Source organism: Streptosporangium sp. H13245, assembly GCF_055690525.1.
The window spans coordinates 96,042-115,755 of the sequence record NZ_JBSZKT010000022.1 but is presented as its reverse complement, the minus strand read 5'-3'; the positions used below and the strand labels follow the sequence as shown (position 1 = coordinate 115,755).

22 protein-coding genes are annotated in these 19,714 nt (G+C 67.3%); 11 read left to right on the top strand and 11 right to left on the bottom strand.

The features are described from left to right. Positions 1–221: calcium-binding protein (locus ACW9TB_RS26275; RefSeq protein ID WP_472750726.1), on the top strand; the 221-nt coding region annotated here is incomplete at its 5' end. Between the two features lie 603 nt (positions 222–824). On the opposite strand, the gene ACW9TB_RS26270 is transcribed toward ACW9TB_RS26275, so the two are convergent. Next, the gene (locus ACW9TB_RS26270; RefSeq protein ID WP_472750725.1) at positions 825–1,418 is read right to left on the bottom strand and encodes a TetR/AcrR family transcriptional regulator; all 594 of its coding nucleotides are present in this window, start codon (positions 1,416–1,418) and stop codon (positions 825–827) included. A 114-nt stretch (positions 1,419–1,532) separates the two neighbouring features. On the opposite strand from ACW9TB_RS26270, the gene ACW9TB_RS26265 reads away from it, so the two are divergent. The 3 genes from ACW9TB_RS26265 (at position 1,533) to ACW9TB_RS26255 (ending at position 3,964) form a co-directional block, all read left to right on the top strand. After that, positions 1,533–2,405: an NAD(P)-dependent oxidoreductase gene (locus ACW9TB_RS26265; RefSeq protein ID WP_472750724.1), complete on the top strand. Its 873-nt coding sequence runs from the start codon at positions 1,533–1,535 to the stop codon at positions 2,403–2,405. Between the two features lie 123 nt (positions 2,406–2,528). After that, positions 2,529–3,080, top strand: a complete 552-nt coding sequence (locus tag ACW9TB_RS26260; RefSeq protein ID WP_472750723.1) for a hypothetical protein — start codon at positions 2,529–2,531, stop codon at positions 3,078–3,080. Further along, positions 3,080–3,964, top strand: coding sequence for an alpha/beta fold hydrolase (locus ACW9TB_RS26255; RefSeq protein WP_472750722.1), 885 nt, complete (start codon positions 3,080–3,082; stop codon positions 3,962–3,964). The genes ACW9TB_RS26260 and ACW9TB_RS26255 overlap by 1 nt, the downstream gene beginning before the upstream one ends. Here the strand turns inward: ACW9TB_RS26255 and ACW9TB_RS26250 are convergent. Beyond that, positions 3,961–4,215 carry a hypothetical protein gene (locus tag ACW9TB_RS26250; protein WP_472750721.1) on the bottom strand — a complete coding sequence of 85 codons (255 nt, stop codon included), beginning with the start codon at positions 4,213–4,215 and terminating at the stop codon, positions 3,961–3,963. The genes ACW9TB_RS26255 and ACW9TB_RS26250 overlap by 4 nt on opposite strands. A 303-nt stretch (positions 4,216–4,518) precedes the next feature. Between ACW9TB_RS26250 and ACW9TB_RS26245 the strand changes: the two genes are divergently transcribed. Both ACW9TB_RS26245 and ACW9TB_RS26240 read left to right on the top strand, forming a co-directional pair. Further along, a complete protein-coding gene (locus ACW9TB_RS26245; protein ID WP_472750720.1) occupies positions 4,519–4,893 on the top strand; it encodes a VOC family protein in 375 nt (124 codons plus the stop codon). Continuing rightward, the gene (locus ACW9TB_RS26240; RefSeq protein WP_472750719.1) at positions 4,874–5,566 is read left to right on the top strand and encodes a DUF6461 domain-containing protein; all 693 of its coding nucleotides are present in this window, start codon (positions 4,874–4,876) and stop codon (positions 5,564–5,566) included. The genes ACW9TB_RS26245 and ACW9TB_RS26240 overlap by 20 nt, the downstream gene beginning before the upstream one ends. Positions 5,567–5,576: 10 nt before the next feature. Here ACW9TB_RS26240 and ACW9TB_RS26235 read toward each other — a convergent pair whose 3' ends face one another. Further along, the gene (locus ACW9TB_RS26235) at positions 5,577–6,266 is read right to left on the bottom strand and encodes a GNAT family N-acetyltransferase (RefSeq protein ID WP_472750718.1); all 690 of its coding nucleotides are present in this window, start codon (positions 6,264–6,266) and stop codon (positions 5,577–5,579) included. A gap of 1,146 nt (positions 6,267–7,412) precedes the next feature. Further along, positions 7,413–8,573 (bottom strand): serine hydrolase domain-containing protein, encoded by a 1,161-nt coding sequence (locus tag ACW9TB_RS26230; protein ID WP_472750717.1) that lies wholly within the window; start codon positions 8,571–8,573, stop codon positions 7,413–7,415. 293 nt (positions 8,574–8,866) lie between these two features. On the opposite strand from ACW9TB_RS26230, the gene ACW9TB_RS26225 reads away from it, so the two are divergent. After that, complete coding sequence (locus ACW9TB_RS26225) at positions 8,867–9,592, top strand: GbsR/MarR family transcriptional regulator (RefSeq protein WP_472750716.1); 726 nt, start codon at positions 8,867–8,869, stop codon at positions 9,590–9,592. Between the two features lie 355 nt (positions 9,593–9,947). Beyond that, positions 9,948–10,577: a class I SAM-dependent methyltransferase gene (locus tag ACW9TB_RS26220; protein WP_472750715.1), complete on the top strand. Its 630-nt coding sequence runs from the start codon at positions 9,948–9,950 to the stop codon at positions 10,575–10,577. 30 nt (positions 10,578–10,607) lie between these two features. Here ACW9TB_RS26220 and ACW9TB_RS26215 read toward each other — a convergent pair whose 3' ends face one another. The 6 genes from ACW9TB_RS26215 to ACW9TB_RS26190 form a co-directional block, all read right to left on the bottom strand. Then, positions 10,608–12,149, bottom strand: coding sequence for a hypothetical protein (locus ACW9TB_RS26215; RefSeq protein ID WP_472750714.1), 1,542 nt, complete (start codon positions 12,147–12,149; stop codon positions 10,608–10,610). Beyond that, positions 12,146–12,481 (bottom strand): helix-turn-helix domain-containing protein, encoded by a 336-nt coding sequence (locus ACW9TB_RS26210; RefSeq protein ID WP_093175773.1) that lies wholly within the window; start codon positions 12,479–12,481, stop codon positions 12,146–12,148. The genes ACW9TB_RS26215 and ACW9TB_RS26210 overlap by 4 nt, the downstream gene beginning before the upstream one ends. Next, complete coding sequence (locus ACW9TB_RS26205; RefSeq protein WP_472750713.1) at positions 12,478–13,602, bottom strand: tyrosine-type recombinase/integrase; 1,125 nt, start codon at positions 13,600–13,602, stop codon at positions 12,478–12,480. The genes ACW9TB_RS26210 and ACW9TB_RS26205 overlap by 4 nt, the downstream gene beginning before the upstream one ends. A gap of 428 nt (positions 13,603–14,030) precedes the next feature. Further along, entirely contained in the window at positions 14,031–14,417 is a 387-nt protein-coding gene (locus tag ACW9TB_RS26200; protein WP_472750712.1) for a hypothetical protein, read from the bottom strand. Between the two features lie 286 nt (positions 14,418–14,703). Continuing rightward, on the bottom strand, positions 14,704–15,009 hold the full coding sequence (locus tag ACW9TB_RS26195; RefSeq protein WP_472750711.1) for a hypothetical protein: 306 nt from the start codon (positions 15,007–15,009) through the stop codon (positions 14,704–14,706). Between the two features lie 190 nt (positions 15,010–15,199). Then, on the bottom strand, positions 15,200–15,355 hold the full coding sequence (locus ACW9TB_RS26190; protein ID WP_472750710.1) for a pentapeptide repeat-containing protein: 156 nt from the start codon (positions 15,353–15,355) through the stop codon (positions 15,200–15,202). 514 nt (positions 15,356–15,869) lie between these two features. On the opposite strand from ACW9TB_RS26190, the gene ACW9TB_RS26185 reads away from it, so the two are divergent. From ACW9TB_RS26185 to ACW9TB_RS26175, 3 genes are all read left to right on the top strand, one after another. Further along, a complete protein-coding gene (locus ACW9TB_RS26185) occupies positions 15,870–16,370 on the top strand; it encodes a SigE family RNA polymerase sigma factor (RefSeq protein WP_472750709.1) in 501 nt (166 codons plus the stop codon). Next, entirely contained in the window at positions 16,367–17,578 is a 1,212-nt protein-coding gene (locus ACW9TB_RS26180) for a TolB-like translocation protein (protein ID WP_472750708.1), read from the top strand. Before ACW9TB_RS26185 ends, ACW9TB_RS26180 begins: the two co-directional genes overlap by 4 nt. Positions 17,579–17,714: 136 nt before the next feature. After that, positions 17,715–18,263 (top strand): IS5 family transposase, encoded by a 549-nt coding sequence (locus tag ACW9TB_RS26175; RefSeq protein ID WP_472750707.1) that lies wholly within the window; start codon positions 17,715–17,717, stop codon positions 18,261–18,263. Between the two features lie 765 nt (positions 18,264–19,028). On the opposite strand, the gene ACW9TB_RS26170 is transcribed toward ACW9TB_RS26175, so the two are convergent. Continuing rightward, positions 19,029–19,379, bottom strand: coding sequence for a YkvA family protein (locus tag ACW9TB_RS26170; RefSeq protein WP_472750706.1), 351 nt, complete (start codon positions 19,377–19,379; stop codon positions 19,029–19,031). Positions 19,380–19,714 lie beyond the last annotated feature (335 nt).

The window sequence follows — 19,714 nt, the reverse complement described above, 5'->3', positions numbered from 1 at the left end:
GTCAGGGCGACGACATCGTCAACAACGACACCGTCAACCGGTTCACCGAGATCTTCGGCTCGGCCGGTAACGACACCCTGTGGGGCGGCAGTGGCCGTGACGTCCTCGTCGGCGACAGCGGCGACGACTTCCTGCACGGCCGGGGCGGTAACGACACCACCGACGGGGGCGCCAACACCGACACCTGCACCGGTGAGACCGAGCAGAACTGCGAGTTCTGAGCGACCGGCCCCGTGACACGGGGCCGGTGACGGGCCGGGCGTCCAACGAGGACGCCCGGCCCTTCCGCGTTTCAGGTCCTTAATCGAGTGATCCCGGAAGAAGGACCTGACGTGCTGAAAGCGCCTTCGTACCCGGCGGTCGTGCCTTGAGCGTCAGCAGATGTGACAGCGGTCCGTGCTCACCGTCCCACTCCCGCCGGACCCCGGACGGTGACGACCAAGGACGGCCGGGCGACTCCGCGCGGCCCCGGCGCACTTGGACGACGAGGCCATCCTGACCTGGCAGGGGGCCGGATCCCCGCATCAGTCCGGGTTCGGGCTCACCGTCACCAGGGACCGCCAGTATGTCTGGCTGGGCGAACCGGACGGGCCGAGCTGGGACCTTCCCGCGTAGGCGACCGCGCGACGTGAAGCCCCTGGCTCCGGCCGGGGCTTTCGCCGTCTCGACGTGTCGGCCGCGAAGCCACTCCGCCAGGTCCATGCCGGTGCCGATGGGGACCACTGGTTGAGGAACCTGTTTGCCCGTGCGGGTTGGTGATCGCTGCCGTTGTCCGGTCCTGTCTGGTAAGGCACGTGGGGGTGGTGTCGTGTGCGGCCGAGGTCCTATTCGGTCACGGATGGGGCGGCCTCGTATGTGCCGATCAGGCGGGCCAGTTGTCGGCCCGCCGCTCGCAGGGGTTCTTCGCTGCGTTTGACCTGGGCCGTCACTTCGGCGCCTTCCAGGGTGCTGATGATCGTGGTCGCGAGGTCGCGCGCGTTCTCGGCGCGAAGGCCTGAGCGCAGCAGCTTGTCGTAGACCAGTCCCTCCCAGCTGTGTAGCGCCGCCGCGCACACCCGCTGGATCTCCGAGTCGGTGCCCAGTGTCTCCAGCGCCGCCGCGGTGATCGGGCAGCCGTCGGTCCAGCCGGAGGCGCGTAGTGAGTCGGCGAGTTGCCGGGCGCAGGCCTCCACGGCGGCCCCCGGATCCTGCTCGCTGTCCAGTGCTTCGCGGAGGAGGGCCGCGAACTCCTGGTCGCCGTGTTTGATGGCGGCGACCGCGACGGCCTCCTTGCCGTCGGGGAAGAAGTGGTAGACCGACCCCAGCGTGGCCTGCGCCTCCTTGGCGATCTGTTTGATGCCCGTGCCGACGTACCCCTGGCGCTGCAGGAGACGTGAGGCGGCGATGACGATCCGGTCTTTGGTGCTGGTCTGGCCCATGCGCCCAGCCTACTGGTTAGAACGTTCGTTTTAGAGATGTGCTACGGTCTACCCACCCTCTAAATAGAGCGATCGTTTTAGCCATTGAGCGCACCCACCACGGAGACCTCCACCATGAACAACAGGCAACCCGTGACTGTCATCGGCCTCGGCCCCATGGGACAGGCGATGACCGAAACCCTCCTCGACAAAGGCCACCAGGTCACCATCTGGAACCGCACCCCCTCCCGCGCCGACGCACTGATCGAGCGCGGCGCCCTGCTCGCAGGCAACATCGAGGAAGCACTCACGGCCAACGAACTAGTGATCCTAAGCCTCACCGACTACAACGCGATGTACGCCGTACTGAAACCGGCAGCACACGCCCTCCCCGGCCGCGTACTGGTCAACCTCAGCTCCGACACCCCGGACAAGACCCGCGCGGGCGCCCAATGGATCACCGAGCACGGCGGAATCCACCTCACCGGCGGCGTCACCGTGCCACCCTCAGGCATCGGACAACCCGAGTCATCCACCTTCTACAGCGGCCCCCGCGAACCGTTCGAAACCCACCGGCCCACCCTCGAAGCCCTGACCAGAACAGACTTCCGAGGCGAAGACCCCGGGCTGGCCGCACTGCTTTACCAGATCGGCATGGTCATGTTCTGGACCTCCATGCTCAGCTACTGGCAAGCCATCGCCCTGGCCAACGCCCACGGCCTCACCGCCAAGGAAATCCTGCCGCACGCCACCGAGACCATGACGTCGATGCCCGGCTTCCTGTCGTTCTACGCGGCGCGCATCGACTCCGGCGAGCACGGCGGCGACGTGGACCGGCTGGCCATGGGCATGGCCAGCGTCGAACACATCCTGCACACCAACACCGACGCGGGCATCGACACCGCACTTCCCGCCGCCGTCGTGGACCTGTTCCGACGCGGCATGGACGCCGGTCACGCGGCCGACAGCTTCTCCAGCCTGGTGAAACTGATGAAAAAGGCGGGATAGCCGGCAATCCGTGCCCACCCGGTGACGCTCGTTCACCGGGTGGGCACGACCCTCTTGGTCCCATCCAGGTTGATTTGACAGAAAATATTGTTATTTCTGAATATCCAGTCTAAGTTGAGAAACATGACGATCAAGGAGCTGCAGCTGCAATACGCCGGCCGGGTGGCACGAGTCTGGGTCCGTCGGATGCGCGTCTCTCCCGTCGCGGGACGGGTGGTCGGCTACCTGCTGGTCTGCGATCCCGAATGGCAGAGCATCGACGAACTGGCGGCCGCGTTACGCGCGAGCCGCAGCGCCATCGCCGGAGCGGTGAAGGATCTGGAGGCGCACGGCGCGCTGCAGCGCGAGCGGACGGTCGGCGAACGGGTGGACCGGGTCAGGGTGTCCATCAACCAGACCCAGGGATTCGACCCCGAACCCTATCGGGAGGCGGCAGCCTTCGCCCGCGAGGGCCTGACGCTGCTGAACGACCAGAGCGCTGAGCGGCGCAGACCGCTGGAGGAGCTCGCCTCGCTCAGCGACTTCCTCGCCGAACGGTTGCCGCAACTGCTCACGGAGTGGCGAGAACTGCGCGACGCCGACCCCGCGACCGGTCAGGAGCTCCACCCGGACCGGCGGCCGAACGGCGAGCACCGGAACGAAACCGAGCACCACTCGACGGACAGGAACCTCTGATGAGCCAGGGCGACACCCGGATGCCGACATCCATGACCCTCGACGACGGCCGCACCCTGAGCTGGTACGAGTACGGCGATCCGGCGGGCCGGCCGTGCTTGTTCCTGCCCGGGGTGGGGACCTCCGGGCGAGCCGGAATCACCCTGGACGCGGCGGCCACCGCCGACGGGATCCGGCTGCTCTCGATGGACCGGCCCGGACTGGGGCATTCCGATCCGGCACCCGCGCGGCGGGTCGCCGACTGGGCAGGTGACGTCGAACAATGGGCCGACCACCTGGGCCTGGACCGCTTCGGGCTGATCGGCCACTCCGCCGGAGCGGCCTACGCCCTCGCTGTCGCACACCGGCTCCCCGACCGTGTCCACGGCACCGTGGTGGGGGCGGGGAGCCCGCCGTACAGCGAGGAGTGGACGCGAGCCGACGGCATGATGTCACGCGTGTCCCGGCTCTACTACGGGCTGGCACTCCGTGCGCCACGGTTGTTCGGTGCGCTGTACCAGCTCAGTACCCCCCGATCGGCCAAGGCCGTCGACCGCCTCATGGCCCTGGCCACCCGCGGCACGTCACCGGACGCCCAGTTCGCACGGGAGTACCCCGATGAGACCAGGGCGTCAATGGAGGCGCTCGCGGACGGGTGCCGCCAGGGGCCCGCGGGCCCGACCCAGGACATCGTGCTCCTGTGCCGGCCCTGGGGTTTCGACCTGCCCGATGTCACCGGTCCCGTGGAATGGTGGCACGGCGAGCAGGACGGCAACGTGAGCCCGCAGTCGGGACGGGAGATGACGTCCAGGCTCCCGCGGGTGACCACCCACTTCGTCGATGGCGGACACTATGTCCTGTTCGCCCACGCCAAGGAGGTCATGGCCGCGCTCCGGCGTACCTAGGACCACGACGGACGCGACCGAGCCAGGCCGCCCGCGACCCCCTGATCCATCCAGGTCCGCCCCGCCATGAAGGATCCGGTGTCCCGGCGGATGATGGTGGCGGTGCTCACGGTGAGAGCTTCCGGGGAACGGTGGTCCACCGTCAGAGGGACCGCGCCGATCAGCGACGCGACCGTCCCAATGTCGTCGTAGGTGGTGAACGCGGTGCGGAAATCCGTAACCACGGAAAGATCCAGTGTCACGCGTTCCACTCTCTGGGCCGTCGCGGGTCCGAAAACTGAGGACCATCCCTTCCAAACGCTTCGACCGGGGTCCTGGTCACCTACCTCAACGAGCCCGAAATCGGTTCCCCAAGGTTGTGACGGGCTGTCGGCCCCCGAACGCCTCCCCGAAGCCGGGCGACGCGAGCACGGCGTGCTGGTCGTCGCCGGGGAACTTCTCGCGTAGATCCGTCATCGTGTCGTTCCTCATTTTTGGGGCTTGAGGAGAATCTCTACGAGATCGTGCTTGGTCAGGCGAGGGTGCGGTCACCCGCATGCTGGCATTCTCTGTGCATGATCGGACGTCTCGAAAAGACAGTGATCGACTGCCCGGACCCGCGTACTCTCGCGGAGTTCTACTGCCGGGTGCTCGGCATGAGGATCAACGAGGACATCGACGGTTGGGTGGTCATCGGCTTGGAACCTGGGCTTCGACAGCTGGCCTTTCAGAGGGCGACCCCATGGGTTCCGCCGCGCTGGCCTGACCCGGTGTATCCCCAGCAGATGCACCTCGATATTCGCGTGAGTGATCCCGACCAGGCCGAGCGGGAACTCCTTGCCCTGGGTGCCACCCGCGTCCCAGGAGAACGTGAGACGGGCTTTCGCGTCTTCGCCGATCCTGTCGGTCACCCGTTCTGCATCGTCTTCGGTGGTCACAGTACGGGCTGAACCGGCCACGGCTTGTCCACCGCCAAAATCCGGCCCGATTCTCCTCGAAAGCCGAGCAGCCATGCGTTCACCGACCTACCTGCACGACCTTTTGGTCTCGACTCTCTTCACCGAAGGGCTCGACGCCGAGCCGGACCTGTGGTCGCTGGGATTCAGCGCCCTCTGGATCAAGGGCGCGGACCTCGACGCTCTCGCCCGGGACTTCTCCCTGGACCTCGCCACCCGTACCCCCTGCCATCTGAGCGAAATTCTCGACCACCACGGCGACGACAAATCCCGCTGGGTGGCCGAGGTCAAGGACTGGTTCGCCATCGTGCCGGCGCACGGCCACAGCGAGTTCCTGCGATCCATCACCGAAGGCGGCCGACAGGCCCTCGGCCTCCGCATGGACATCAACGGCAACGCCTTCTTCGATTACGCCCGCGACGGGCACGTGATTGTTTCCTTTGACCCGACCTGGCCACAGGAGCGGTCCGGCGACGATCCGCACGCGCTCGACCGCCTGATGGACGGGCTGCGCTTCCAGATCAGCGATGACGACGTCCCCGACGATCCCGTGGAGTATCCGGAGAGCGTCAGCTCGGCCCTGGCGCTGATCGGGCGCTTCACGGGAACCGACATCGCCACCGACTGGTTCGAAGCACAGCACTCCTGCATCAGACCCACCTCCTGACGGCTCGCGCTCAAACCCAGGGCGTACCGTCGGCGCGGTGGTTCGGTACGTCCGGGGGAGTGCTCGGTGTTGGCTGGCGGGTGAGCAGGGCCTCGGCGCCGACCGGAAGGAAACCCGCGCCCAGGAAAGCCCGTACGCTGGCGGCGTTGCCCGGCGCTACCTGCGCCCACACCGCCTGCCCGGCGCCGAGGAGGTGCCGTCCCGCTCGCGCGAGTCGCCGACCGAGGCCGTGGCCTCGGTAGGCGTCCCCGACCTCGACGGCGATCTCCCATCGGCCCGCCACCCCTTGCCCGAGCAGCACGATTCCTCCGTCGGCCTGCCACGCTCGCACCCCGTCGCGGTGCTGGAGGGCGCGGCGTACCCGGGGGTGGTCGACGTCGGTGATCTCTGTGAGCGGCAATGGGGGCGGGCCGCTCAGCGCACCGGCGACGGCGAGCAGGTCCAGGTTGTCCACCCGGCGCCCGGTCCGCTCCTCCAGGGCGCGCAGGAACGGCGGGTTCAGCGGCGCGGACACGTCGTCGGCGGGCAGCAGGCCGCGCATCCAGTCGCGATCGACATCGGCGAACACCACGCTGTGCGCGGTGAACGCGATCACCCCGCAGTCGCGCGGGCTGGGCTGGTCCACGAACTCCACCACCCCATCGGCATCGGGAAAGACCCCGCAGGAGGCCTCCTCCAACAGCCTTCTCAGCTCGTGCACGCCTCACTGCCCTTCGCCATGGCGCGCAAGGCGCCCGCAGCTTCCCACCGGATAGAGGAAGGCGTGACCGTCTCCGCTTCCAAGAACACGATCTCCTCGGAGGCGCGGTGACCTACGCAGATCGGCTCACTTCGGGGCCGGGGACATGTTCGGGAGGAGAACGCCTTGACCACAGGCACCGAAGAAATCCTACGCGCGGGCGCGCAAGAGCCTCAGGTGGGGACGAAGTCCTCGCCGCAGGTGCCGTAGCCGATCGTGCCGCGCTCCCCGGTCGCCGGGTGGCCCGCAGGCGCCGGGGCGGCTGCGGGCAGGACTCAGCGTCGCGGGTTCAGTGGCGAGGACACGCTGGGTCTCTGGGCAGCTCAGCGCAGGCATCCAGGGGTGGCGTCCTGGGGTATCCCCAGCCGCCGCCGCCTGTCCCGGGGTCTCCCCAGCCGCCCGAGTTGCCGCCTGTTCCGCCGTCGGGGCTCCCGCCACCGGGGGGCGTCGGCGGCTGCGGCTGCGGTGCACCACCCCCACCGCTACCACCGCCTGTGGTGCCGCCGTCTCCGCCGCTCTCCTCGCACTCAAAGAGGGGGCAGTTCGGCGGCATGGCCGCGGCGGGACCGGCACTGATCAGGCTCGCGGTGCCCACCGAGAAGAACACGGCCATGACCAGCACGGCCTTGCGCCTCTTGTTCATACGGTCACTCCTTTCGTCGTCATACATCCGAAAGGATCTCCGGCCACCCTTGGAAGCCGGTTGTGAATCAATGAGAGCCGCTGCCGTCCGGGGCGTCGGCCCTCGAAACCGTCTTCGACGGTCTCAGCACCTCGATCGTGACGCCGCCTTCGGAGGCTGTCTGGCAGATCTCCTGAGCCATACCGACTGGTTTCTGGCGCGGCACTCACGCATCAGACCCACCTCCTGACGGCTCGCGCTCAACCCCGGGGCGTATCGTCGGCGCGGTGGTTCGGCGCGTCCGGGGGAGTGCTCGGTGTTGGCTGGCGGGTGAGCAGGGCCTCGGCGCCGACCGGAAGGAAACCCGCGCCCAGAAAGGCCCGTACGCTGGCGGCGTTGCCCGGTGCTACCCGGCGTTACCTGCGCCCCACCGCCTGCCCGGCGCACTGGATCCGCCGCACCCGCGAGCGCGCCACCACAATGCGTTACGACTCGGCTGGGCAGAATTCCGCCGCGAGCACGTTGTCGAAGACGCTCAAGCCGCTCCAGTCACCGTTGACCTGGCTGGTGACCATGTGCCTGCCGTCACGAGACCCCATGGCATACGCCCACGAACCGTAGGTCGCGCCGGCGTTGCCCCAGACCGTGACGCCGCATGACAGCTTCTGCGAGAAGACGCCGAGGCCGTACCGGGTGTCGGGAATCCAGTTCTGGGTCGCGACGGTGGTGAACATCTCCCGCTGCTGGGCGGGCGGCAGCAGGCGTCCACTCAGCAGCGCGCCGAAGAACCGGTTGAGATCGGAGGTGGTCGAGATGATACCGCCGGCCGCCCAGGCGAAGGACTGGTTCATCTCGGTCGCGTCGTAGATCTTGGGGTTGGCGTCGGAGGAGAACAGCGTGGAGTAGTGCACAGGGTGCGCCCCGCGGATCTTCGCCTCGCGGCCCGGGAGGTATGTCCCGGTCAATCCCAGCGGACGGAAGATCTGCCGGGTGAGCTCCTCGCTGTACGTCCTGCCCGTGGCCTTTTCGACGATCATCGCGGCCAGAACGTAGTTGGTGTTGGAGTAACCGAAGCCCCTGCCCGGCTCGAAATAGGGCGGGTTGGCCAGGGCGACCTTCACCAGCTGCTCGGGGGTGTAGGTGTCGTAGCGGTGCTCGAACCATGCGGCTCCCTGTCCCGTGGCGAAGAACTCCTTGTCATTGCCGTAGTTGAAGATCCCGCTGGTGTGGTTGAGCAACTGCCGGACGGTGATCTCACGGCCGTCGTAGCCGTCGCCCTTGACCAGGCCGGGCAGCCACCTGTCCACCGTGTCGTCGAGGCTCAGCTTGTGTTCGGCCGCCAGTTTCAGGACCACGGTGGCCGTGAACGCCTTGGTGGCGCTCCCGATGCGGAACCGCTCGTGTCGCCGACGCTTGTGGCCGGTCTTGGTGTCGGCCACGCCCGCCGAGCCGAACCACTCGCCGCTGCCATCGCTAATCTCGGCGACGATACCGGGAGTGCCGTCGGCCACGGCGTGGTCAAGAGCACGCTGCACCTCGGCATGACCGGGAGTAGACGTCGCCGTGGCAGGGGCCGCCATTGCGACCTCTGCCACCGTCACTGCGGCGATGAGCAGCCCTGCCGTAACGGGGAGGGACTTGGTCATGTCGATTCCTTTCAGGCGAGGGACATCGGCGCGACACCGACTGTCTCGCTCGCGATAGTGCTTGTTCGGTATATAGAAAAAGCTAGTTTGCGTTCACAAAAATGTCAAATTTGATCTCAGATTTTTTCTATTTATGCAGGTCAAAGTGGTGCAATTTGCAATGACTCTGCGGTCGAACGCAATATAGATGATCGCTTCTTGCAATGATGTGCTCGCGAACGCAATACTGTCCATCCACCCCGCGGACGCGTCAGGCGAGCTGGGACGACAGAGCGACAGGGGGCGAACACCCGATGCCGGGAGGCAGGCTGACCTACCAGGACCGTCGACACATTGCCGAGGGGCTGGCCGAAGGACTCACCTACACCGAGATCGCCATGCGCCTGGACCGGCCGATCTCGACCATCAGCCGGGAGGTGATCCGCAATGGTGGAGCCGGTGGCTACCAGGCCGACCGGGCACACCAGGCGACCGAAGACCGTGCTCGCCGACGCAAACCGGCCCCGGCCCCGGCGCCACCGGCCACCACCGACGCGCACGGGCGAGACCCCGAGGCGGTCCACGAACTGGAGGAACAGTTCGCCGCGATGATGATCGGGACGGGGTTACCGCGCATGACCGCCCGGGTGCTCACCTGCCTGTACCTCACCGACAGCGGCAGCCTTACCGCCGCCGAGCTCGTCCAGCGCCTCCAGGTCAGTCCCGCCTCCATCTCCAAGGCCATCGGCGAACTCGAACAGCAGGAACTGATCCGGCGGGAACGCGATCCCCGCCGACGGCGCGACCGGTACGTCATCGACGACGACGCCTGGCTCCGCGGCTGGCTGGCCAGCGCCAGACAGAACGCCATGCTGGCAGATTTCGCCCGTCAAGGAGCCCGGACCCTCGGCGCCACCACACCCGCCGGCACCCGGTTGCGGGACGTGGGCGAGTTCTTCGAGCACGTCGGCCACCACATGCTCCAGGCGGCCGAGCAGTGGCGGCAGGCTCATGCCGCGAGGCGAACGACAGATGGTTAGTACGGCGAAGCGACGCACGGGAAGTCTTAAGAGACTCCCTTGCGCGAACCCGGCTCACCAGCGCGCCCTCGACGTCGACGACACGAGGCCGGAGGCGATGTGCGGCGAGCGTCGGCCCGGACAACACCAATCGAGTGGCGCTCCAGCGCCGACGTTACTGGTGTGATCGCCTAATCAACTGTCGCCAGTTCCCCGAGGAGTCCAGTCAGCTGGTGACTGACTGTGGTCGCCAGCGGCTTGTCGCGCCACCGGGTGATGGCCTTGTCCTGGTAGCCGAGCGAGTCCGATACGATGGCGCAGGATTCGGCACGGGGCCGGAGAACAGCTGAGCATGGGGGGTGCTAACTTCCTTCCCGTGGCAAAGCACCAGGACGAGACCAGGACGGCCTACGACGGGGTCGTCGAGTTATATGCGTCGATGTTCGCTAACCGACTGGAGACGCAGCCGTTCACACGGAACATGATCGGCACCTTCGCCGAGTTGGTGCGTGGGACGGGGAATTCGCGGGTGGCGGACGTCGGCTGCGGGCCCGGACATCTGACGGCCATGCTGCACGACCTGGGGCTGGATGCCTTCGGGCTCGACCTCTCTCCGGCCATGGTCGACCACGCTCGGCGGGCCCAACCGGCGCTGAAGTTCGATGAGGCCCGGATGGAGGAACTCCCAGTTGAGGACGGCGCGCTCGGCGGCGTGCTGGCCCACTACTCGATGATTCACACCCCTCCTGGGGAACTACCCGCGCTGCTCGCCGAGCAGGCGCGTGTCCTGGCGCCGGGAGGCATTCTCCTGGTCTCGTTCTTCGGAACCGACGCGCCCGAGCCGGTCCGCTTCGACCACAAGGTGACACCCGCCTATAGCTGGCCGGTGGACCGCTTCGCCGAGTTGCTGGCCGGGGCTGGGTTCGCCACATTCGCGCGGCTGCTCCACGACCCGGCCTCCGACCGGGGTTTCCTGGACGCCCACTTGCTGGCCCGTCTCCGCTAGAGAATGGCCTTCTGCTGTGGGCCCTCGTAGTCAACTGTCGCCGGCTCCCCGAGGAGGCTGGCTTGTCGGTGACCTTGTGTGATCGCCAGCGGCGTATCGGCTCCATGTCCCGCCGGTCTCTCTGATGAGGCGGCTGGTGGTCTTGTTGTGGTAGCCGAGAGCGTCGGCAACGACGGGAGCGGGCAGTTCGAGGAGCTGCTGGCGGATGGCGGCGCCACGTGCTGCGGAGGCCGGGATCCCGGCCTCGTTCAGGAGCGCGGACAGGTGGTCGGGGCGGGCTGGCTGTCCTACCCGGCGGCCCGGGAAGAGCCATCGGGAGGCGGGGCTGGTGGCGGTGTTCATGTTGTCGCGGTTCGCTATGTGCTCCAGCAGCAGAGCGGCGACCGGTGCGGGAACGGGCGAGGCGGGTTTACCGAGCCGTAGCAGTAGGGTGTCGCCGTCGTGGACCACGTCGTCGACGCTGAGCCGGACGATGCGGCTCACGGGCTGCGCATAGAGGAGCACGATGACCCCCGCGACACGCAGACGTATCGGAATCTCCGTGTCGGTCAGCAGTCGGCCAAGGGCGTCGAGGCGTTCGTCTTCGCTCAGTGCGGCCCGCCGGGAGACCTTCATCGCGGGGATGGACAGGGAGCGTGGGCAGTTACGGGTCTGCATGGCCCAGCTGAGAAAGGCCCTCAGGCAGGTGCGGCCGTGTTCGCTGCTCTCGGCCCACCAGGCGTCGATGTCGATCTGGCCGCAGGACGCGAGGCTGTTGTTGCGTTGGCCGAGCCATTGCAGGAAGGCGGTCGCGTACTTGATCTGTTCGGCGGCGAACCTCCGGACGCTGGGTGTGATGTGGCTTCGCTCGGCGCGGGCCCGCAGCCGCGGGAGGACGCGCCAGGTCGCGAAGAGCCTGATCGTTTTGACGTGCTCGGAGTCGGTGATGCTGGCCAGATGCCCGGGAAGCCAGCGTTGGAAGGAGCAGAGGTACTTGTCGACCGTAGGCAGGACTCCGCTGGTCATCAGGAGTTCTTCCAGGTGATCGGCGGTTCGCCAGGGCTGGAGCTCGTGGAAGGCGTCGTGGGTCAGCGAGATCTGGCCGAGGCCGAGCTGTTGCAGCAATCGGGAGGCGTTCGCCGGTTGGCTGTGGCGCATGGCCAGCCAGGCCAGTCCGCTGCCGGGCTTCTCCATCGCCACCAGCAGGTTGAACAGCGGGATCAGCGCGGGACGGATGCGGCCGGTGCCGTCGTCCAGGAGCGCGGTGAGGCGGTCGCTGAGCGTGCAGCGCTCACACAGCCGCCCGCCCAGGAGCTTGCCCTCGAAGCCGCAGCGTGAGCAGTCGAAGGTTCGGGAGAAGCCGGCGCAGGTGGTGCAGATCGGGACTCCGTCACCGGGGCGGAGTCCAGGCAGGGCCCGGTCCTGGCCGCATCCCGGACAAATACCCCGTGTCCGGACGGCGCGGTCCGAACAGGTGCGGCAGACGTATCCGTCCGGCCAGGTGCCGGCCTTGTGCCTGCGGCGGCCGCAGCGGCAGCACTCGGCCATGTACCGGCGTTCGTACTGCTCGCCGGTGGCGTAGGTGCGGGTCATGCGTCGGGCAGGATGCGGGCCGCGCGGGGCCGCAGCTTCGCGACGTTCGCGGGCGGTGCGGGCAGGTTGTCGGTGGCGGTCTTGCGGACCCCGGCGTTCTCGGCGGTGGTGTCCACCAGGTCGGCCGGAGTGCAGGACAGGATGTCGCAGAGCGCGGCCATGACCTGCAACGACAGGCGTTCCGGGGTGCCGGAGACCAGGCGGTGGACCTGGGAGGCGGACAAGTCGATGCCCCGTTCGCGCAGCAGCGGCACCAGTTCGGTGGCCGTGAAAATCTGGTGCTGGGCCATGACCTCACGCAGCCGCCACGTGTAGCCGACCTTGCGTTTCATGCCTGTCTCCCGGTCTGGGTCCCAAGGGCCGCGGCGATGGTGGCATCCAGGTGCCGCCGCAGGGTGCGGGTGCGGAAGTCCGAGGAGACGCAGGTGTAGAGCGAGGTGGTGCTGGCGTGCTCGTGGCCGACTTGCTCCTGGACGAAGCGCGGGTCCCAGCCGTCCTCGATGAGGTGGGTGACGTAGGACCTGCGGAAGGAGTGGAAGTCCAGCCCCTCGTCGAGGCCCAGGGCCTTGCGGTAGGCGATGAAGCGGGAGTTGAGCCGCTGGCAGCCGATCCGCAGGCCCCGTTCGGAAGGCCAGGCCGCCGGGTTGTCGTTGGTGCCGAACAGCGGGTGGACCTCGGTGAACCACTCGTCCAGGACGTCCGGAGTCCAGTCGAACACGGTCAGCACCCCGCGGCGCTTGGGCGGCGAGCCCTTCTTGGCCTTGCCGAACCGGACCTGGCACCGGCCGTACACGCCGAACTCGCCGCCGTGCGGGTTGCGGCCGAAGTCGGCGGTGTCCAGCATCCGCGTCTCGTTGCGCCGTAGTCCGAAAGCGTAGGCGGTCTTGAACAGGGTCGCGTCGCGAAAGGCGGGCAGCCAGCCCTTGCGGCCGAAGGCCCGGATGCGGGCGACCTCGTCGTCACAGTGCGCGAAGAAGGCGTGCAGCTCGGCCTTGGTGAACGCGCGCTTCTTGGCGTCCGCCTCGTTGTCCTGGACGTGCACGGCGGTGTTCCACTCGTGCACGACCTGCACCGGGTGGGTACCGAACCGCTCTTCGCAGGTCGCTGTCCACTCGTAGAGCGGATCGGTGATGAAGTGGCAGAACGCCCGTACGGCCTCGGAGTACGAGCGGATCGTGGAGCGCTTCAGGTCCCGCAGCGAGCGCAGGTCACCGAGCCACTCGTCGACCATCGCCGGTGTCCAGTGCCAGGGGTAGGTGTTCACGTAGTCCGCGAACGCCTTGACTGTGTTCTCCCGGCCCTCCACGGTCGTCCGGGCCAGATTCCGCGCGAGCTGCTGGTTGGCGAACCCCGTCAGCATCGCCGCGAAGACCTGTTCTTCCGGCCGCAGCAACGCGACCCCGTCGACCAGGTGCAGCCCGGCCGCCCCCGGTATCGACCCGTTGAACCCCACCGGTTCACCACCCTCCGCGACTCGCATCAGATGCGAGAAAACCGCATCCTATGCGAGTCGTCGGCGGAGTCCAAGGCCAGCCCCCCCTGCACGGGTCGCAGCAAGGCTCTCGTGACCGGTATCGTCGCGGCCAGAATCCTGCTCAAGTACGCAGGTCCACAGCGTGATTGCTCCACTCTCCGGGCAGATTCTCCACCTGTCGCGAGTTCGCATCCGATGCAATTGGCGGCACTTGGAACATCGGAACGGAAACTGGCGCTAAGCCGCTGGGGCTGGAAAGGTGCTGTCCCCCTTTCGAGGCCGCGCCCGCTATAGCGCGCTTGTCGATGCGGCAGTCTCCTATGGTGACGCCCCGCGTGCCGCTCGACCTGAGGGCGTTCACCGGTCGGGTGAGTCGAACAGGCCACATCGCGGACGCGTGCGCTTGTTCATCCTCCGGGACACTCGTTGTCCCCGCCGCTGCGCTCGATGCAACGGCCCCTGGGCACCGGCTCTGAAGAGGGGACTGGAACGGTGACGATCGTCGTGACGATGAGCAAGCAGAGGGCTGCCGTGACTCCGAACACCAGCACGGCGACCCTCCTTCGGATTCTGTCGGCGATGATGGCCGCGAGCGTGGGCGCGGTAACTCCGACAACGGCTGTGGCGATGAGGAGACGCGTACGATCACCTTCGGAAAAACCTTCGCGCGGGCCGTATACGCCTGCCAGTGATGCTTGCATGAACAGGAATGGGGTTCCTATCAGCCAGATCAGAGTCAAGATCACCAAGGCGGGGTCGCCCCATTTTCTCGATTCCGCGGTCCCTGATGTCATGCTTTATATTATCTATCGGTATGGCTGTACACATTCAGAAAAAATTCTTACCCACCCGCGCCGACGCCCTGGCCCTGCTGCGCGCCGCGTCTTCTCCCTCATAGAAGGACAAGGGGGTTGAGCAGCAGCCGAACCGTCAGTGGCGTTGGCAAGCCGTTGGTGTCGCGCGCGGAGATGATGTCAGTGGATGCGCGGGATTGTGGTCAGCGAGTCGCGCGGACTTAATGTCAGTGACTGGCTGACGAGGTCTGCGACCCGACTGGTCTGGCCGATGAGAACGGTCATGTCAGTTTCGGTGGAACGCCCTTACCGCCGGCACCGACGGGACGAGGTGCTCGCGTGGCTCGGAGAGCCGATCGATGCTCAGTCCCGCGTCGATGAACGCGTTGATCAGGTCGGGCAGCGGTACGTGGCTCATGCCGACCCGGTCGCGGACCCCGCCCTCGCGCCACCATGGTGAGCGGCTGTGCCAGCCCCTGAGCTGGTAGGTGGGGTGGATGACCACCGCTCCGTCGGTACGGACCTCGATGTGCGGGCCATTGAAACAGGGGTGCACCCCGTAGAACAGCAGCGGACCACCCGGAAGCAGCACTCGGGCCGCCTCCTTGATCAGTCTGGATGCTGCTCAACCTCCGACGCGGCTGGCCGAGGGGCCACCCGAGTGGCCGGTCACGATTGATCATCGCTGACGGCCATCACGCCATGGAGGCCGAGCAGATCGATCAGCTTGGAGGGATGAGGTGGTGGTGACAGACACCACGCCTAACTGAACGGCGTTGGTACTAGAACTTGGTGGTGTCGTCGGTGATCCCGACCTCTTTGATCTGGTCAGCGGTCACGCCCCGAACCTGACGGAGATCCGCGCCCGTTAGGTTCGTACGTGTCAGGTCCGCGTCTTTCAGGTCCGCGTTTCTCAGGGTCGCGTCCAACAACGCCACTGGCCGTTCCGTTGTCGATCAAACCCCGCCACGGCAAGGCCATCGACCGACTCGGCAAACTCCTCGACCGGTTGGTGTGACGATCCCTGGGCGCGAGGCCGCTCACCGGCTCTCATCTGGTGTAGGCCAAAAGCATGCGTCAACGGTCCGTTGACGCAGGTGAGCCGGTCGGCGTAGAAGCGGCGTCTGGGCGGTGTGGGGTGTTGTCAGAGTCGTGTCACCAGGTACACGCGATTGCATTGGCCCAGGTCAGCGGACTGGGTCAATGGGACAGAGTAAGCGTTCCGGCGGACGACCCCGCTCCGGCTGCGAGGGCTGCCACCAGGGTCAACACGATCGCGTGTACCTGGTGACACGACTCTTAGCGACACCTCGGTTCGCGCGCTTTGCTGCGTTTGTGATCCTCTTTGGTCAAGGCCCTCTCGCGTGAGGCGCTCGCCTGGAGCCGCTCATGCAACAGTTTCCGCACTTTGCTCCTCTGGGATGCGAAAGAAGCGACGGAGGGGGAGAAGTGTTGGAAGTTGATTCGCGTTTTGCGGAGTTCGTCGCCGAACGCGGCGACGCGCTGCTGCGCTACGGCCACGTGTTGGCGGGCAATCCGCACGATGCGGCCGACCTGGTCCAGGAGGCGCTGCTGAGGCTGCGCGCCGCCTGGCCCCGGCTGCGGCACAAGGAGAATCCCGAAAGCTACGTGCGTACCACGATGGCCAGGCTGCACATCGCCAGCTGGCGCCTGCGCAGGCGCGAGCTGTCCGCCTGGAATCTGCCGGAGCTTGAACACCACGACCAGCTGCCCGGCGACGACGAGCAGAAGATGTGGCAGGCGTTGGCTGGCCTACCGCGTAAGCAACGCGCGGTGCTGGTGCTGCGCTACTACGAGCAGCTCGACGACGCCGAGATCGCCGCCGTGCTCGGGATCTCGCGCGGCACCATACGTAGCCAGGCCTCCCGCGCGCTGGGAAAACTCCGCCGCTCCGTCCCGATCGAGCCGATGACCAGGGGGAACGTACGATGACCGAAATCGAGGAACTGCTGCGCAGGACACTGGGCCAGGCGTCCGACCAGGCGCCCCGGCTACCTGCCCTGCTGCCTGAGTGGCTTGATCGGGCCTACCGGCGCAGAAGGCAGCGGACCAGAGTGATGCTGGCGGCTGCCGCGATCGTCCTGGTCGCGGGCGGAACGCTCGCCGTGGGGCCCGGAGGCGACACCACCACCACCACCGCCACGCCCGCCTCGGGGCCGCTCCTCCCCAATCCCGCCGCCAAGCCCGCCGCGCCCGTGGAGAAGGTCTGGCCGCAGGCCGTACGGAAAATTCCGGCGAAAGGACCCGGCGGCCAGTCGTGGCGGCCAGTGGCGTTGATCGACGATCACTCACTGCTGATGGTGACCTTGATGGCGGACGTCGGGCGGGTAGCCGCTGTGTACGCCTACGACCTGGACAAGGGCGCGGAACGCGAGATCATCACCCTGCCGGAGCCCGAGGGCGAGGACGGCTTCGCCAATGGCTTCGCCGTGGGAGGCGGGTACGTGGCCTGGTGGACCGCGAAGGACTCCGTCGCGCAGTTGTGGGCGGTGCCGCTGGCGGGCGGAACGGCCAAGATCGTCGCCGAGCAAAAGCTCGCGCCCTCCGACGACGGCAGTGGGATCGACCAGCTGGCGGTGGTCGACGACACGATTGTTTTCTCGCTCTACACCGGGGGGGTCTTTTCCGCCCCGCTCGCGGGCGGCGCGGTGAAACCGGTCGAGGGAGGCGCCGGGATGCATCTGCTCACCTGGCCGTGGATTGGCACGCCCGGGCAGGGCGGCGAGCCGCACGGCGCCCCGTACGCCCGGATCCTCAACGTCGAGACCGGCGAGACCAGAACGGCCGTCACTCACCCCGGCGAGACGATCCAGTTCTGCGGCGTGACCATCTGCCTCGGCAGCACCGCAGAGGGCGGGAACTTCTTCCGGCACCGGGACGGCACCGCCCACAAGGCCATACCCGGCGTGGTGTCCGTGGCGACGCCGCCGTCCCAGGACCGTTTCCTCACTTCGAGGTACGGCGACGGCTTACTTGACGGCGTGGGACTCTACGACCTGAGCACCGGCGTTTCAGGTGACCTGGGCATCCGCGCGGAGGGCCAATCCATCAGCATGCCTTCCACGGATTCGACCGGTCGGCTCCTCAGCTACGCGCTCGGAGACCAGTTCTATCTGATCGACCTCGCCAGGATTCGGTGAGAGACGCCGAAGTTTCTCAGGAACAGGCGCATCGGAGCCGATTTTCCGCATTCATGGCCTGGAACCAGGAGCTGTTTGGGGTTCGGATCTAGGTGAGGCCCGGTGGCGGTCTGGTCGTGGCTGGTAGAACTCGGACGTGGCGCGCTTTGATGTGACGGATGCCGAGTGGGCGTTGATCGAGCCGTGTCTGCCGGTGGCGGCCACCGGGTCGCTTCCCCGGCGGGTGCGTGATCAGTTCAGCGGGATCTTGTGGCGTTTTCGCACCGGGTCGGGCTGGCGTGACGTGCCGGAACGGTATGGGCCGTGGTCCACGCTCTACTCCCGGTTCAACGGCTGGGCCAAGGCCGGGGTGTTCCAGGGGTTGATGGAGGCGCTGATCGCCGAGGCCGCCTTGCGCGGGCAGGTCGAAGTGGTCAGCGTGGACTCCACGATCGTGCGGGCGCATCAAGAGTCGGCCGGGCTGGCGGTCGCCGGACAGACCTTGGATGCGCTGGAACAGGCACTGACCGAGGAAAAGGGGGCTCCGCCGGCCAAGCAGCCGCCGGTGCTGCGAGTGATGCGCCGCAGGCCACACCCGGCGCGGACGGCGCGGACGCGTCGCCCGCGCCGGATCGTGCCGCCACGTGGTGACGCCGAAAGGCCCGGGCGAGGGCTGCCAGGCTCGGCCGGTCCCGGGGCGGGCTGAGCAGCAAGGTCCATGCTGCGGCCGATGCCGCCGGGCCGCCGCTGACCTTCGTGCTCACCTCCGGCCAAGCCGGTGACTGCCCGCGGTTCATCACCGTTCTGGACAAGATCCGCCGCTCTCGGGGGTCCCCCGGTCGCGACTGCCGATCACTGCTCCCGTGCTCTACCGCCTGGGCCTTCCGCTGGCTCGATGCCGTGGGCCGACGAAGGAGGCCTGCGGCGCCGAACACCCTGGCCCGTACGGTGAGGACCGAAGTCGGTGATCGTCACGACCTGGCCCAGCTCCTTCCGGGGTCGTCCCGCGATGAAAGCCGTTTCGGCCGAAACGGCTGAACACCCGTTCGATACGACGTGTCCTACTCGCCAGACGAGATCATCTCTCTGAACTGCAAGAAAGAGGACAAAGGCCCAAGACAACGATCGTATCGACAAGATCGGCCCCCAGGTGGTCAGGCACCACAACACCAGCCTGCTCACCGAGATGATCGCCGACCTGGAAGCCCGGCCCACCGAGTCGGCCGCAGGATGACCTACTTGCCTTACCGGGCATCAACCCGCTGACCAGCAAGAACGCTCAAAAACCAAGATAACGATCGCGCCCGAGGCCACGATGGAGGTGCTCCAGCCGGTGATCGCCCTCCTGCGAGCCCTCGCTGACCTGATCAACCAGCTCGCGCAGCAGGAAACCGGCCCTGAGCGGCAGCTGACGGCCTGGGAAGCGCCCGAAACCCTGGGTCTGAGGGCCATCGTCACTGGTCCGGCGCGGTCAGGAAACGGCCGGAGGCTTGCCGAGCCCGGCCAGCTGTGCCAGGACGGCAAAGCCGTCGTCGGTGCCGGGCCAGTGCCGGCGCACGGCTTGCAGGCCGGCGCGGCGCACCACCGAGCGCAGCACGGCGACCACGATGATGACGTCGTCGGCATAGCGGGGGAGATAGTCCGGATTCTCGCCCGGCGTGACGTCGTGGGTGAGCGCGAGCACGGGCTGGTGGAACGGCCGCGGTTCGGGGTCGCGGGGGAAGCCGCCCAGATTGACGACGGCCGCGAACCGGAGGTCCTGGCGGGCGGCGCCGCCGAGAAAGTGGCCGGTCGCCGCGACCCGGTGGGCAGCCGTCAACACCGTGCCGGGTGTGATGCCCTACCCCGATCCCCGTCGGCGAGTTCGATCCACTCTGCCCGCGCCGACATGAGCACCGTCCTTCACCACCTGAAGGGGATCGGCGCGGACAACGGGCGAAGTCATCCCACCACGCCGGCCATGCCGCCGCAGGCGAACACGGCGCCCCCGCATTTGGCGCGAAGCGTTTTTCCTGGAGCCGTTGCGCAACCTCCTGCGCGAGGTCATGGCTGAAAACGGGCGTTCGTTATCGCAGCGGAGACGATGCTCGGAAACGCATCATGCGGAAGGCGTATCCCGAAGCCGTGGATCGGGCTCATGCCGACGTCGCCTGTGGT